Origin of the sequence: Lysinibacillus sp. FSL W8-0992, from assembly GCF_038008685.1 — a bacterium.
Taxonomy (GTDB): domain Bacteria; phylum Bacillota; class Bacilli; order Bacillales_A; family Planococcaceae; genus Lysinibacillus.
The window spans coordinates 156,896-173,454 of the sequence record NZ_JBBOZQ010000001.1; the positions used below are offsets into that span (position 1 = coordinate 156,896).

Annotated in this window: 13 protein-coding genes and 1 riboswitch; all 13 genes read right to left on the reverse strand. The window is 40.3% G+C overall.

The annotated features are described in order from the left end of the window. Positions 1-17: 17 nt before the first annotated feature. Positions 18-650: a TetR/AcrR family transcriptional regulator gene (locus NSQ74_RS00620; protein ID WP_173478637.1), complete on the reverse strand. Its 633-nt coding sequence runs from the start codon at positions 648-650 to the stop codon at positions 18-20. A gap of 3 nt (positions 651-653) precedes the next feature. Continuing rightward, a complete protein-coding gene (locus tag NSQ74_RS00625) occupies positions 654-1,790 on the reverse strand; it encodes an acyl-CoA dehydrogenase (RefSeq protein ID WP_340821010.1) in 1,137 nt (378 codons plus the stop codon). 98 nt (positions 1,791-1,888) lie between these two features. Then, positions 1,889-3,022, reverse strand: coding sequence for an acyl-CoA dehydrogenase (locus NSQ74_RS00630; protein ID WP_340821011.1), 1,134 nt, complete (start codon positions 3,020-3,022; stop codon positions 1,889-1,891). Between the two features lie 196 nt (positions 3,023-3,218). Continuing rightward, entirely contained in the window at positions 3,219-4,070 is an 852-nt protein-coding gene (locus tag NSQ74_RS00635; protein ID WP_340826370.1) for a 3-hydroxybutyryl-CoA dehydrogenase, read from the reverse strand. Continuing rightward, positions 4,070-5,275, reverse strand: coding sequence for an acetyl-CoA C-acetyltransferase (locus NSQ74_RS00640; protein WP_340821012.1), 1,206 nt, complete (start codon positions 5,273-5,275; stop codon positions 4,070-4,072). The genes NSQ74_RS00635 and NSQ74_RS00640 overlap by 1 nt, the downstream gene beginning before the upstream one ends. Before the next feature lie 200 nt (positions 5,276-5,475). Then, positions 5,476-7,710, reverse strand: coding sequence for a (Fe-S)-binding protein (locus tag NSQ74_RS00645; protein ID WP_340821013.1), 2,235 nt, complete (start codon positions 7,708-7,710; stop codon positions 5,476-5,478). Between the two features lie 384 nt (positions 7,711-8,094). Next, on the reverse strand, positions 8,095-8,658 hold the full coding sequence (locus NSQ74_RS00650) for a cob(I)yrinic acid a,c-diamide adenosyltransferase (protein WP_139860146.1): 564 nt from the start codon (positions 8,656-8,658) through the stop codon (positions 8,095-8,097). 14 nt (positions 8,659-8,672) lie between these two features. After that, positions 8,673-10,133 carry an adenosylcobinamide amidohydrolase gene (locus NSQ74_RS00655; RefSeq protein WP_340821014.1) on the reverse strand — a complete coding sequence of 487 codons (1,461 nt, stop codon included), beginning with the start codon at positions 10,131-10,133 and terminating at the stop codon, positions 8,673-8,675. After that, on the reverse strand, positions 10,130-11,131 hold the full coding sequence (locus tag NSQ74_RS00660; protein ID WP_340821015.1) for a FecCD family ABC transporter permease: 1,002 nt from the start codon (positions 11,129-11,131) through the stop codon (positions 10,130-10,132). Before NSQ74_RS00660 ends, NSQ74_RS00655 begins: the two co-directional genes overlap by 4 nt. Further along, positions 11,128-12,096 (reverse strand): ABC transporter substrate-binding protein, encoded by a 969-nt coding sequence (locus tag NSQ74_RS00665; RefSeq protein ID WP_340821016.1) that lies wholly within the window; start codon positions 12,094-12,096, stop codon positions 11,128-11,130. Before NSQ74_RS00665 ends, NSQ74_RS00660 begins: the two co-directional genes overlap by 4 nt. Positions 12,097-12,302: 206 nt before the next feature. Continuing rightward, a riboswitch (cobalamin riboswitch) is annotated at positions 12,303-12,486 on the reverse strand. A gap of 337 nt (positions 12,487-12,823) precedes the next feature. Then, positions 12,824-14,491, reverse strand: coding sequence for an acyl-CoA dehydrogenase family protein (locus tag NSQ74_RS00670; protein WP_340821017.1), 1,668 nt, complete (start codon positions 14,489-14,491; stop codon positions 12,824-12,826). A gap of 2 nt (positions 14,492-14,493) precedes the next feature. Then, complete coding sequence (locus tag NSQ74_RS00675; RefSeq protein ID WP_340821018.1) at positions 14,494-15,996, reverse strand: class I adenylate-forming enzyme family protein; 1,503 nt, start codon at positions 15,994-15,996, stop codon at positions 14,494-14,496. Further along, complete coding sequence (locus NSQ74_RS00680; RefSeq protein ID WP_340821019.1) at positions 15,989-16,378, reverse strand: MerR family transcriptional regulator; 390 nt, start codon at positions 16,376-16,378, stop codon at positions 15,989-15,991. The genes NSQ74_RS00675 and NSQ74_RS00680 overlap by 8 nt, the downstream gene beginning before the upstream one ends. Positions 16,379-16,559 lie beyond the last annotated feature (181 nt).

Here is a 16,559-nt window from a genome sequence, read left to right on the forward strand (position 1 = left end):
AACCCCTTTGGAACTTATTAAAACCCCTTAATGCCTGAAATGAACAATGTTGTTTGCATTTCGATATACTCGTCAAGTGAATGTTGACGATGAAGCGCCCATTTACGGAACGCCCAGCTTTGTCCTTGAACAACTAAATTATTCGCTGCCAAATGAATTTGCTTATCAGTCATTGTTAGTTCCCCTGACTGCACACAGCGTTGCAACAGCCTTTCAAAAGTGGCAACCATCTCAAACTCTTTACCGAAAACATAACGCTGTGCTTCTTTGGATAATGATTTCGTTTCCTGATACATAATTGTTAATTCATCAACCATGCTATCAATTTGTAAAAAATACTCACGAATCATTTCTTTTAACTCTTCTATCGTACCTGCTTTTATTTCATAGCTTGATAGTCGCTCCATCGCATGGTGGTAGATGCTATCACAGACGAGGTAAAGTACATCTTCTTTCGTACGAATATACTCATACAATGTACCAATACTAAAACCTGCTGCTTTTGCAATTTCTCTTGTTGTCGCACGATGGAAACCTTTTTCTTTAAATAATTTAATGGCACCTTGAATCATTTGTTCTCGGCGAATGGCAATGAGATTTTCGTCTTTCACGGTTGACTGGACTTGGGGCCTTTTGTTTTTTTCTGTCATAAATTATTTCGTCAACATACGTGAGATAACAAGACGTTGAATCTCTTGTGTACCTTCGTAAATCTGTGTAATTTTTGCATCGCGCATATAGCGTTCTACTGGATAATCTTTCGTATAACCATAACCACCAAAAACTTGAACCGCTTCAGTTGTGACGCTCATTGCTGTATCACCAGCCATTAACTTAGCCATTGCCGATGCCTTACCATATGGAAGACCATTCGTCTCTAACCAAGCAGCTTGGTATGTAAGAAGACGAGATGCTTCAATTTGTGTTGCCATATCAGCTAATTTAAAGGAAACACCTTGGTTTGCCGTAATTGGCTTACCGAATTGTACACGCTCTTTTGCATAGTCAACCGCAGCATCTAATGCACCTTGAGCAATCCCCACAGCCTGTGCAGCAATGCCGTTACGACCACCATCAAGTGTTGTCATAGCAATTTTAAAACCTTCTCCTTCAGCCCCAAGTAGGTTTTCTTTTGGCACACGGCAGTTATCGAAAATAATTTCTGTTGTTGGTGATGAACGAATCCCTAGCTTTTTCTCCTTTTTACCAACAGAAAAGCCTTCGTAGCCTGCTTCAACGATAAAAGCAGAAGTACCGTTTTTCGCTTCTGGATCTGTTACAGCAAATACGATATATGTATCTGCTACTCCACCATTTGTAATAAAAATCTTTGAACCATTTAAAATATAATCATCGCCATCACGTTTTGCATATGTTTTCATACCACCCGCATCGGATCCAGATCCTGGCTCTGTTAAGCCATAAGCACCGATATGTTTGCCCTCTGCCATTGGTCGAAGATATTTTTGTTTTTGTTCTTCATTGCCAAATTTATATAATGGCCAACCAGCAAGAGATGTATGCGCAGATAATGTTACGCCTGTAGAAGCACATACACGCGATAATTCCTCAACAGCAATTACATAAGCAAGATAATCAAAACCTGCACCGCCGTATTCTTCTGGCCACGGAATCCCTGTTAAGCCTAACTCAGCCATTTTGTCGAAAATTGCACGATCAAATTCCTCATTTTCATCGCGCTCCGCTGCTGATGGTGCTACCTCGTTTAAAGCAAAGTCGCGAATCATTTCACGTAATTGTTCATGTTCTTCTGTTAATTGAAAGTTCATTGTCCATTTCCCCTTTAATTTTAATGAATTTCATCTAAGACTTCATTGGATTCCTAATAAACACGCGTGCACTAACTCTTTTACAATGGTGCTCTCTATTAAATTAAATGTTTGCTAATAACGAGTTTTTGTATTTCACTTGTACCTTCGTAAATTTCAGTCACTTTGGCATCACGGAAATAACGTTCTACCGGATAATCCTCCGTATAACCGTAGCCTCCAAAAATTTGTACAGCTTCAATCGCTGTTTGTACGGCTGTACGTGAAGCGAAGAGCTTTGCCATCGAAGCTTCTGCTCCACATGGTAAACCTTTCGCACGTAAATCAGCTGCTCGATACACAAGCAGTTTTGACGCTTCCACGGCAGTCGCCATATCAGCAAGCTTAAAGCCAACTCCTTGTTGTGCTGAAATAGGTTTACCAAATTGCACACGCTCTTTGGCATAGCTAGTTGCTGCTTCAATTGCCGCTTCAGCGATTCCTAAAGCTTGTGCTGCAATTCCTATCCGTCCAACATCCAAATTAGCCATTGCTATTTTGAAGCCTTCCCCTTCCTCCCCAAGAAGGTTTCCAACTGGAATTCGACAGTTATCAAATGTTAATTGAACTGTACGTGAACCGTGTAGGCCCATTTTATGTTCATCCTTACCAATAATTAAGCCCGGTGTGCCCTTTTCAACAATAAATGCTGAGATGCCACGTGTTTTTTCAGCTTGATTGGTTGAGGCAAAAACGATATAAACATCCGCTTCGCCTCCGTTTGTAATAAATACTTTTGAGCCGTTAATAACATACTCATCACCATCGCGTATCGCTTTTGATTGTAGTGAGCCTGCATCTGAACCTGCGCTTGGCTCAGTTAAACAAAATGCGCCTAAATATTCACCCGCAGCTAACTTCGGAACATAACGCTTTTTCTGCTCATCATTCCCAAAATAAATAATAGGATTCGTACCTACTGAAGTATGTACTGATAATATAACTCCCATTACTGCACTAACTTTTGATAGTTCATTGATAGCGATGATGTATGATGTAAAATCCATCGCAGAGCCACCTAGTTCTTCTGGCGTTGTGATCCCCATTAAACCTAGCTCACCCATCTGTTGCAGGAGTTCACGTGGAAACTCTCCTGCCTCCATACGTTCTACCCACGGTGCAATCTTCTCTTGTGAGAAACTTCGCACCATATCACGCATCATTAACTGCTCATCTGTAAATTGTAAATGCATCTATAATGTCACCCCTCTATGCTGTCACGTAGCATTACATTTTAATTTGATTTAGCATTCATCTTCTAGCTGAATCAAGTTACAGTCCTCGGCGGTTGTCACAGATTTTAAAAAGCTTTTCGAATAACTCGAAAAATCTGGACAAAATTACGCCGAGACGTAAGTAATTAATCTGAATCTTCCCATCCCCATAGGACTATTCGTAAACGTAAAAGCCTCTTCCTGATTTTTTACCAAGCCAGCCTGCTGCTACATATTTCCGTAATAAAGGACAAGGTCTGTACTTACTATCACCTAAGCCCTCATGTAAAATTTCCATAATTGATAAACATGTATCTAAACCGATAAAGTCCGCTAATGTTAAAGGTCCCATTGGATGATTCATGCCAAGCTTCATCACATCATCGATTGCTTCCTTCGTTGCAACACCTTCATACAACGCATAAATTGCTTCATTTATCATTGGCAGTAAAATACGGTTTGCAATAAAGCCTGGGAAGTCATTTACTTCCACTGGTGTTTTGGATAGCTGTACAGTCATTCCTTCCACAGCTTTGTATACTTCGTCAGTTGTAGCTAAACCTCTAATAATTTCGACAAGCTTCATGACAGGTACTGGATTCATAAAGTGCATGCCAATCACTTGCTCTGGTCTATTTGTGACAGCTGCAATTTCTGTAATTGGAAGTGATGATGTATTTGTCGCAAGAATGGCGTGTGCAGGTGCAATTGCATCTAATTGCTTGAATATGGATTGCTTTACTTCCATGTTTTCAACAGCTGCTTCGATAATAATATCTACATCACTAGCATCCTCTAAATCTAGTGACATCTTGATACGACCTAAAATAGCCGTTTTTTCATCTTCGGTTTTACGGCCTTTTTCGACATCACGTGTTAAGTTTTTCGTAATAACGCCTATGCCACGTTCAAAAAACGGCTGTTTTATATCATTTAATAAAACATCATAGCCTGCCTGCGCACAAACTTGTGCAATTCCTGAGCCCATTTGCCCAGCACCAATCACCATTACCTTTTGGATTCCCATCATTCATGTCCCCTTTGTTTTGGTACTTCAATCATGATTGCATCGCCTTGCCCTCCACCAGAGCAGATTGCAGCAATACCGATTCCTCCACCACGACGCTTTAACTCATGTGCTAATGTTAATATAATGCGAGCACCAGAAGCGCCTATAGGATGACCAAGTGCCACTGCACCACCATTAACATTCACTTTTTCTGCATCTAGGTCAGCAAGCTGGTTACTAATAAGAGCCACTGCTGCAAAGGCTTCATTGATTTCAATGACATCGATGTCTGCTAATGTTTTACCCGTCTTTTTTAGCAAGTTATTAATAACGAGACCTGGTGTTTGCGGGAAATTTTCCGGATCAATTGCAATCTCTGCATGCCCGATAATTACGGCAAGTGGTTCTCTTCCTTCACGCATTGCACGTTCTTCACTCATTACAACGAGTGCACATGCTCCATCATTGACGCCAGGAGCATTGCCAGCTGTAATTGAACCATCCTTTTCAAAAGCTGGTTTAAGTTTAGCAAGCACATCCTGTGTAGTACCTGGTCTTGGCGCTTCATCAGTATCTACTATGAGCGGCTCACCTTTACGTTGTGCAATTTGTACAGGTACAATTTCCTCTGCAAAATAGCCTTGTTCGATTGCGGCAAGAGCACGTTCATGACTGCGAACAGCCCATGCATCTTGTTCTTGACGACTTAATGAAAATTCGATTGCAGCCTTATTGCCATAGCTCCCCATTGGTGGTCTTGCTTCATTAAAGGCACAAGTTAACCCATCATAAAGCATTCCATCTACCATTGTAGAATCGCCCATTCGTAGGCCAGTTCGACCATTTAGAAGATAGTAAGGCGCGTTTGACATAGACTCCATACCACCAGCAATAATCACTTCTTCGTCCCCTAAACGAATTAACTGATCGGCTAAAGTTACAGCGCGCATCCCCGACGCACAAACTTTATTAATCGTTTCTGTTTTGACTGCTACAGGTAAATCTGCTTTTAGTGCAGCCTGTCTTGACGGTATTTGTCCTTGCCCACCTTGTAAAACGGTACCTAAAATTACTTCATCCACTGCATCTGGTGCTATATTTGCTCTTTCAAGTGCCCCTTTAATGGCAATCGCACCTAAATCACTTGCGTTAAGTGCGGAAAGTGATCCAGCAAATTTACCAAATGCCGTTCTTGCTCCTGCTAAAATTACAGCTCTATTCAAGTAAAACACCCCTTTTGTTTTACGTTTATCGATGAAGCATCAAAGCAATCTCCATTGACTGAACGCTCGCTCGACTCTTCCCGATAAAAAAATGGGAGTTATTAAGCAACTCCCATTTCTAATTAATCTTATTCTACAAAACAATTAATTATTGTGCAATTTATATTTTTCAGATAAAGAAAATATTTCTACAATAATTATTATTTTTCTGCGTTTAACTCTTCATTCTTGTTTTGCTCCAGGGACTCCACTGAAGCTACTACCTCTTCTAGCATCTCTTCTGTTACTTCTTCATCACTCTCTGTCACTGCTTTAACTTTTTCACCAAACACAGAGCGCTCTAATAATTCTGCTACATCGAACGTACTAATCGTATCTTCAACCTCTTTTGCCTTCGTACCATCCTCTAACATCGTTAAACAGTATGGGCATCCAGAAGAAATTACGGAAGCGTTTGTTGCTAAAGCTTGCTCTGTTCGCGCAACATTGATGCGATTACCTACATGCTCTTCCATCCACATTAAGCCACCACCTGCGCCACAGCACATTGCCGTTTCGCGATTACGTTCCATTTCCACAAGCTTGACGCCTGGAATGCCTCGTAAAATTTCACGTGGTGCATCATACACATCATTGTAACGACCTAAATAACAAGAGTCGTGGAATACAATTGTTTCATCCACTTCATGATTCAGTACTAAACGATTTTCCTCTATCAATTCATTTAGTAGTTCAGTATGATGATAAACCTCGCCTTTCCACCCAAAATCTTGATATTCATTTTTAAAGATATTGTATGCATGCGGATCAATCGTTACAATTTTCTTCACATCATTTTTCTCAAATTCATCGATATTTGCTGTCGCTAGCTCTTGGAATAAAAACTCATTTCCTAAACGACGTGGTGTATCACCAGAGTTTTTCTCTTTATTTCCTAAAATAGCAAACTTCACGCCCGCCTCGTTTAATAGACGACAGAACGCTAGTGCAATTTTTTGTGATCGATTATCAAATGCACCCATAGAGCCTACCCAGAATAAGTACTCCATTTCTTCGCCTGATTTTTTCAATTCTTTCACTGTCGGAATATTGATCGTTGGATCTAAGTCACGCCAGTTTTCTTTTTCTTTTCGATTTAGACCCCAAGGATTTCCTTGACGTTCTATATTTGTCATTGCGCGTTGAGCATCCGAGTTTACTTTTCCTTCTGTCATCGTTAAGTAACGACGTAGGTCAATGATTTTATCGACATGCTCATTCATAACTGGACATTGATCCTCACAGTTACGGCAAGTTGTACATGCCCAAATCTCTTCCTCTGTAATAACGTCACCGATTAATGAAGGACTATAAATATCCTCAATAACTGCACCTTCAGCACCAGCTGCCATCGCAAGTTGATTACCCTTTGTATTTGCAAAAAATTGATATGGCACCCATGGTTTTTGCTTTGTTACAACCGCACCTGTGAACGTTAAATGATCTCGAAGCTTAACGATTAAATCCATTGGTGATAGCATTTTCCCTGTTCCTGTTGCAGGACACATATTTGTACAACGCCCACATTCTACACAAGAATATAAATCAAGCATTTGCTTTTGTGTAAAATCTTGAATACGTCCTACACCAATAGATGGGATATCTTCTTCATTTTCAGCATTTTCACCTGCTTCTTCAAGTGCCTCGAAGTCAATCGGTGTCAATGTACCTGTGCGATCTAAACGATTCATGTACACATTAAGTGGGCTGACAATCAAGTGGAAATGCTTCGATTGCGGCACATAAATTAAGAACGTTAGTAAAATTAATAAATGAGCCCACCATGAAATATAGAAAATAGCTGCTGCTGCCGTTGCTGGTAAAAAGCCAAAAATAGCTGCAATGCTTGAAGCAATAGGCTCAGTATACGTTAAACCTTCTCCGTGCCAGATAAGGCCCATACCGTTTGCTAATAATGTTGAAAGCATTAAGCCTCCAATAAAAATTAAGACAAGACCATTTTTCCAGCCTCGTTTTAGACGTACTAGTTTTTCTACATAGCGGCGATAAAATGCCCATACTACCGCTACTAAAATCATTAATACTACTAGCTCTTGGAAGAAAGTGAATACACTATAGAACATGCCAAGTGGTAAATGCGACCCAGGAGCTAACCCCTTCCAAATTAAATCGATGGCTCCTAACTGAACCATTAAGAAGCCGTAAAAGAACATAACGTGAATTAAACCACTTTTAGGATCCTTTAATAGCTTATTTTGACCAAACACATTCACCATTAAATAACGAATACGTTCTTGGACACTTTCATCAAACTCAACCTTTTTCCCCAGTTGTACGAATTTATAGCGTGTTTTTAACAGATAGATAAATAACCCTACTGCATAAAGCACAACCACGATTGTTAGAACAATGTTTGCAATAACTAATGGACTCATGGTTGGTCCCCCCTTTTAGTTTGTCGTGAATTTTCTCTCTTTGTGTTAAATTTTCTAGCTCATACGTAAATGTATGATATTCCACCACTATATTCACATTTTAATAAATGAGTGAGCATTCAGTCAACATTAAAACAAAAATATTTCTGATAATTTTATATTCTTACATTTTATAAGAAAAAAAGCTACCCTGAATTTTCCTTCAAAGTAGCTTTTTTGTATATTAATTTAACGTAACTAGCACTTTTTCTTCCAATTACTAGTGTTCTCTGTAATATGTTTCATTTAAAATATTTATTTTTAAAAATGATTATTCACATCGGTACGCTCCATGCAAATGCTTGCCACAGGCAGGCTCGAGCCACTATTGTTTAGAAAATCAACTTATTTTTTAAACACTTTCCCACTGCGAATATATTCAATATCAGGTAAATTTAAACGAGCATTAACAACACGTGCAGCGGCAAATAAATAGTCTGATAAACGGTTTAAATACTTTTGCACAATAGTAGGTACATCTTGAACTTCTTTCATTAGCGTTACCATTTGACGCTCTGCTCGACGGGCAACAGTTCGTGCTATGTGTAATGTTGCAGCTGCAGGAGCCCCTCCTGGTAATATGAATCGCTCTAATGGGGGCGCTTCATCAGACAATGCATCAATACGCGCCTCCAATACTTCAATCGGTGCTTCCGCTAGCTTGTAATGACGCTCCTTCATAACATTGGCTAAATCTCCACCAGCATCAAAAAGTTCATGTTGAATTGTTTCTAAATCAACTAAAATGTCTTTAAATAATTCGCGATCTAGTTCGCTCACTGCCTTGCCGATAAAAGAATTTAATTCATCAATTGCCCCGTATGTTTCAACACGTAGACTGTCTTTGTCGACACGTCCACCAATTAAGCTTGTTTTCCCTGTATCGCCTGTTTTCGTGTAAAGTTTCATCCCTTTTTTCACTCCTATGCTTTATTTTTATAATTTTGTATCGCTTGTATCGTCGTCTCATAAACGCCTTTACCAATAATCTTACCGACATCTGTTATCGGCCCACCATAGCGCATTTCCTCACCCTTTTGCGTTGCCGCAATAAGCAAGCTATCTGTCGCAGTGCCCGTTGCAATTGTATCACTACGGTAATCGCGAATGTTTTCCATTTGCAATGCCTTTGTTTTTGCTTCATTTGCAGTCATCAATGCTTGAAAAAATGCCTCTTCCGACAAACAACCATTGATGATGACCCATGTATTAATAGTACCAATATATGGCGTTTCCTGTCTTTCGTGTGTGCGAGAGACATCTACAGCATTTCCAACACCCGCAGTGACAACGACAAACACACTACCGAAAGAAGTGCTATATTCATTTAGTGCATAGAGTTGTGTAGGAACAGCAGTTAGCATGACAACCGTGCTAGTCGGCGAAAAATGCTCTCTTTGTAAAAAATCTGCGACCTCTTGTTTCACATCATTAACAACATAGTCTCCTGGTACAGAGCGATTCAATAGGCAGTCATACCACCCTATGCCAGGATTATGAACAGCTGAAGAAACTGTTTTTAGCGGGACATTTGATTTCAGTTGGATATAATCTGTTGTTACTTTAAAATCTTCTTTTACAATGACAGCTCGTTGCTGATATTCACTTGATGATGGCATGATTGTAATTTGCGGTTTAGGTATTTCTGGATGGGCATAGGTTGTCACTCTTGCCTGATATACGTCCTCAATTTGAGACGCTATTAATACTTTATGTGGTGCACCTAAAGCGCGTACACAGCCACTTTCCATTAATAACAATTCATCGCAATAGAGGGAGGCTAAATTCATGTCATGCAGTACCATAATAACAGTTAAACCACATTCAATCGCTTCCTTACGCACCATATCTAAAATTTGACGTTGATGCGCAATATCTAGGTGATTTGTCGGCTCATCTAGCAATAATACTTCCGCTGCTTGCGCTAAAGCTTGTGCTACAAAAACACGTTGTTGCTCACCGCCTGATAGAAACTCCATGGATGTATGCTCATAGCGCGTGACGCCCGTTTGCTCCATGGCATATTGAACTGCTTGCTCATCCCTCTCTGACCAATGAGAAAAAAAGCCAGTTTGATGTGGATAACGACCGAGCGATACTGCCTCACGTACTGTATTTGAAAATGCATTGGCATGTAATTGTGGTAGTACGGCCATCTTTTTTGCCAACGTGCGCGGACTATATGTTTTAATATTTTTTCCATCCAATAAAACAGTCCCTGCCGTTGCTGGTAATACGCCACTAATTACTTTCAATAATGTTGATTTGCCACTTCCATTTGGCCCTAAAATGCCAAGGACTTTCCCCTTTTCTACCGTAAAACTTACATCCTTAACGATTGGTACGTCCTCATAGCCACCTGATAGATGTTCAACGATAATCATACACGTACCCCCTTACTTCTACGCTGCTTATAAAAAATATAAGAAAAGACAGGTGCACCAATAAATGCAGTTATAACACCTATCGGTAGCTCACGTGGGATAATTATCGTACGCGCCACTAAATCGCAAATGATCAGTAATGTTGCACCATTCAAAAAGGATAACGGCAATAAATGACGGTGATCTGAACCCCATATCATACGCGTCATATGCGGTACAACTAAGCCGACAAAGCCGATTGTTCCTGAAACAGCGACTGCCGCCCCAGTAAGCATGGAGCCGCCGACTAAAATTAAATATTTACTGCGCTTTACATTGACACCTAAATGCTTCGCGCGTTCCTCTCCATATAGCAGAACATTTAGCTCGCGTCTTTGCGTCCACAAAATAACAGAGCCAATGACAACAAATGGGGTAATCATTTGCACATACGGCCATCCCCGCATCGAGACTGAGCCTAGTAACCAGCCAATCACTTGGCGGAGCTCCTCACCTGATAACGCAATCATTAATGAGATAAGTGAACCTAAAAATGAGCTGAAAATAACCCCCGTTAAAATAAGCGTCTCCATTTTCAATGAACGGTCTACTATTCTGGCAAAGCTCATCACAGCTACCATCGTTAGTACAGCCCCTACCATACTGAGCGTTGGCAATGCATACAAACCGACAACTGGTATAGAAATGCCGAAAAACAATGTCATGACAGCACCGACTGACGCTCCTGACGATACACCAAGCGTATACGGATCTGCTAATGGGTTTTTTAACAATCCTTGAAAGGCTGCCCCTGCAATCGCCAACGATGCTCCTACAAGACCTGCGAGCAATACACGTGGCAAACGAATTTTCCATAAAATATTGGCAGCAGTTTCATCTGCCACTTTATTCCAAAATACTTCTAACGGAATATGAACCGAGCCTATTGATACGCCACACCAGATGCTAACGATAAGTAACGTAATGGCTGTTACATAGGCAAAAACTGTTTTGCTCACTCGAAAGCCTCAGGATAGATGGCTTTCGCTAACTCTTCAAGCCCATCTGCTAACCGCGGGCCTTGACGACTTGTCGTATTTTCATCTACTTGCACAATAGCCTTATTTTTTACAGCTGTAATTGTATCAAAGCCTGCACGTTGTGGAATTTTCGTTAAAATATCGGGCACATAATTATAAGTAACCACGATGACATCTGGATTTTTTGTAATAATTTGTTCTGCATCAATTTTGAACCAGCCATCCGTATCAGCCGCGATATTTTCGGCATGAATCATCTCTAGCATCTCCTGCATAAATGTGTCCTTGCCAGGTGTGTAGATTTCTGGTTCATCTGACGTTTCTACAAAGACCTTTTTCGGCTTCACGTCCTGTAATTTTGCTTGGACTTCCTCAACCTTCGCTTTCATATTGGCAATTATTTTTTCTGCCTCTGGTAGCTTACCAGTGGCGCGACCTAATTGCTCAATCGTCGTATATGTCTCATTAAAATCACTAGCGTTTGTCACAACAAATACTTTAACACCCGCTGCTTCCAGTTGATCCATCGCTCCCCCTAAAGAAGCTATACCTGATTCATGTGCAAAAACAATATCAGGCTGTAAAGCAATAATTTGTTCTATATTAAATTCCATACTGCCGACCTTTTCCTTGTCAGCTACCTCTGGCGGATAATCATCATAATCATTTACGCCAACGATTTTATCATTTAAGCCAAGTTCAAATAAAATTTCTGTGTTACTTGGAATAAGAGAAATAATTTTCTCTGGCGGTGCTTCTAGTACAATATCTTTACCAGTAGCATCTGTTATTGTTAGCGGGAACGTTGCTTCGTCTAGCTGCTTTGTATCCTGTTGCTCCTGCTGTTCTGTTGTTGATTTGTCATTTTTCGGTTCTTCTCCACATGCTGCTAGAATGCCCATTGCTAAAAATGCTGATAACCCTATTTTCCAATACTTTTTCATTGTGAGACCTCCTTAGATTGTATGTGCATTTTTCAGCTCTGTTCACTTGATTGATCGATATAATGTTGGCATTTCTACCTGAACTTATTGCCTTTATGTTCTATTATTTATCGTCAGTAGCTTTCCAAAACAAAAAAACCTCTCGTCATCATAACGAGAGGCGGTGCTTGCACAAATAAACCACCATCCTATCCTCGTAGGCTGCAATGTATCGTTCTATAAAGGCAGGTCTCCTGGCTCGTGCTCCAAATGCTTTTTCATGCCTTCCCAAAAAAATTCAGTGGCATAGATTGAAAAAACTCACACTTACAGTGGCGGGACCGCATCGGAATTACACCGATTTCCCTTTTCACTTTACTTTAGTAAAGAACCTTTATAATATTCAGTTGATTTTATTATACATGAAAATAGAAATAGATAACGATAAAAAAAGAGACCCTAAGTTAGTGTCTCTTGTTTATGATCATTGAATTCCGCTGCGTGCGGACACTTTCCACTTCAATCAACTAGTATAATTGTTTGAGTGCCTGTCACTACATAGAACCTAATATAATGTCGCGATCTAAATCGAATAAATCCGCTTCGCTTTCCGCGGGCGCACACGTAAGCCGCAAAGTCGCTACCCGCCTGGTTTGTTGCGGCTTACATTGCGTGCTTTCCCGCAGGAGTCTACGTGGATTTTTACTAATAATAAAATTTTCAAAATTGTTTGCGTGCCTGGCACCCACTACATAATTTCCGAAAAATATTGAACAGTTTTCATTGGTGCGCCTATTTCGCGCAATGCCCATGTATCTTCTAAATAAATATCTGCTAGCTTTTCATACTTGCCACCAAATTGGACTGCCCATTCGACTGCCACTACACTTTCGTATAGATGAGCCATTTTTTCTGCTACGCCCTTTGCCTCATACGACTTCGTAGCCTCATCCAAACGACTAAAGACTTGCAATGTAGCTTCGATTTTCTTCAATTGCTCGCCTACAATTTGTACTAAGGAACAATCAGTTAACTTCGTCAAACGCTCGCTCATCACATGTACAAATAATTCATGGGCATTAAATTTATCTACTAAGCGAATTAGCTCAAGTGCTAAAATGTTAGCCGTTCCTTCCCACACCGTAAGTACTTGAGCATCTCTAAGTAAACGTGGTGTTACAAAATCTTCGATATAACCGTTTCCTCCATGCAATTCAATGGCTTCGCTTGCGTAATGTACCGCCTGTTCAGCCGTTTCTTTTTTCATAATGGCGATATTTAAACGATTAAGAATGATGTCCTCCTCGTTCCCCTGACCACTCGTTACCTTGTCATATAATTGAATAAGATCAAAAACAGTAGCGACCTCTACATGTAGCTTAGCAGCATATTTTCCTAATGTATCCTGAATCATTGGGTATTGAATTAAAGGTTGACCGAACGCATTTCGGTTTGTTACATAATGCTTCGCCTCTAAATAACCTCGACGCATAATACCAATGGAAGCAACAGCGTTACAAATTCGAGATAAATTAAGTGCCTCTAACATATAATAAATTCCTTTATTCGGCTCTCCAACGATATACGCTACTGCACCATCGAATTCCACCTCTCCTGATGGTACTGCTCTGACACCGAGTTTATCCTTTAAACGCCGAATGCGAAGGTGGTTAACCTTGCCGTCATCTTGACGCCAAGGTACAGCAAATAATGTTAAACCTTTCGAACCTGCTGAGGCGCCTTCTATACGTGCTAATACCATCGCCACACCACACATTCCAACATTTGATGCAAAGTACTTCTCTCCATACAAACGATAATGACTTCCTTCCTCGACAGCCTCTACAACATTTGCGCCGACATCTGAGCCTCCTTGCCGCTCCGTTAAAAATGTTGCTCCTTCATATAGCTCTGTATCCCCTGTTGCACAAACATGTGGTAAAAACCTGTCCTTCAACTCATCATTCGCATAATGATCAAGCAAATAAGCTGTTGCCATCGTTAAGGTAACTGGACAATAGAAGCCAGGCTCTGCATGTGAAAGTAAATAGCCTTGTGCAAAGCTATACACATAATTTCCCTTTCTACCTAACTGCGGAATTTCCTTATGCACATAGCCAACGATCCCTGTGTTATATGTTTCTTCAATCGTTTTTTTGTAGCCTTCATTGACCCAAATTTCCGATATATCCTCACCATAAGCATTGTATCGCTGCAGTTTGGGCTCTCCCTCTCTGTCCGTATGCTTCGCCCTCACGTCGATGTCATTTGCACAAAGCTCGCCGAAATCCTTTAACTCTCGCTTAGCATAGACTAGAAGTTCTTTATCTAGCATCATTTCTAGTAGTTTGTGTAGTGTTTCATCCTCTGTGAAAAAGTTAGTCGTCCGATTTGCATCTTGCTGTAATACTTTCATATTTATCTCACCTCTTGTTCCTTCAAAGATTGTTTTAATATTTTTCCTGATGCATTTCTTGGTAGCGCTTCCACTTGTTCGAATAAGCGTGGAATTTTATATTTTGCTAGATGCTCCTCTAAATATATTTTTAGTGCACTATCATCAATCTCTGCCTTTGCAGCATACACTGCCTTTACGGTTTCTCCCCACTGCGGGTGAGGGACACCGATAACAGCCACCTCAAAAATTCCTTCATAGCTTAAAAGTAAATCTTCAATCTCTTTTGGATAAATATTGACACCGCCCGAAATAATAACATCCTTTTTGCGATCGACAATCCAAATATAGCCGTCTTCATCTTTTCGAGCTAAATCTCCTGTTTTCAGCCAGCCATCTATAAACGCTGCCTTTGTTGCTACTTCATCCCTGTAATACCCCAACATATTGCCTTCACCAAATAACACAACTTCGCCCACTTCATTCACTCCGACATCTTCCCCGCTGTCGTTAATAATACGAAGCTCCGTCCCTAGAGGTGCACGCTGACCGATACTCCCTGCCTTTTCTTCATGCTCTTGTCCGAACATTAAGGAACCACTTGGCCCAGCCTCTGTTAATCCATAAACACATGTTAGATTTTCTGTTTGGAAAGCTTTTTGTATATGGCGAATTTCATTTTGTGATAACGGTGCACCTCCGTAAACCCACCATTTCATCGAAGACAAATCCGCTGTTTGCAATCTCTTTGTTTGGGCAGTTAATAAATAGGCAACAGGAGCCCCGAAAAAATGCGTCGTTTTTTCGTGTTCAATCGAATCTATCAATAAATCTGGTGTAAATGTTGGCGTTAGTACATTTGTTGAGCCAACAAGTACGCCAGCCATTAAAAATAAATGCAATGGTGCTGAATGCGTTAATGGCATCATAAGGAGAATGCGACTTGTAGGCTTAACTTCCATTTCGACCGCAATCATCTGGGCTACAGTTAAAATATTACGATAGCTAAAAAGGACGCCCTTCGGTTTTCCTGTTGTGCCTGATGTATATAAAATCGTTGATGCATCGTCTTCATTTAGCTGACAATCTATTGGTTGTGTACTGGCATGTTGTATTAGCGTTTCATAATGAAGCCACCCTGCCTCCACATGTCCTGTTTTAATTTTCAACGGCACGACATTGATATGCTCGACCGCAGCAAAAATAGCCTCATGCACTAAAATAGCTTTAGCCTCTGCATGCTGTGCAACATATTCAACCTCCTGCAATGTAAATTTTGCATTTACGGGAACGACAATTGCACCAATACGTTGAATCGCAAAATAGCTAACAACAAACTCTACAACATTTGGCATAAAAATAATTACTTTATCATCTGGACGAATACCCAGTTCTATCAAAGCATGACCGAGTCGAGTCACTTGCTCATCTAAATCACGATAAGTCACTCTTCTTCCATGACAAACAACAGCTTCTTTTCCAGCATACTTTCGGGCATTTCGTGCTAACAAATTTGAACTATTCATCGTGCATCTCTCCCTTTAAAGTTAATAATTTCTCACTAAACATGCCATGTAATTGCAGTAATTCATTTTTCATTTGTGTAAGTTCGGCTATTTTACTATCAATTTCTTGAATTTTTTGATCTCCATATGCCACAGTACGTTCCAATTGTTGAATTCCTGAGCGATCAAAATCAAAAAGCAACACCATTTCCTTGATTTCTTCTAATGAGAAACCATAACGCTTCCCCCTAAAAATAAGCTTGAGCTTCGCCATTTCTTTTTTTGAGAAGGTGCGCTGATTCGTAGCCGAACGATGAGGACATAGAAGCCCAAGCTCCTCGTAATAACGAATTGTACGTGTAGACACATTAAATTGCTTCGCTACCTCCTGAATCGTTTTCAAGCAAAGCTCCCCCTTCACAATTTTCATCAGTATATCATTAACGTTAACGTAAACTTCAACAGAAAATTAGAAATAAACAGAAAAATTAATACACAAAGAAGTAAGTTCAGTGTCAGGCACTCAAACAATTCTGAATTTTGCATAGAAACTCCTGCTTAGAACGCACGTAACGTAAGACGCA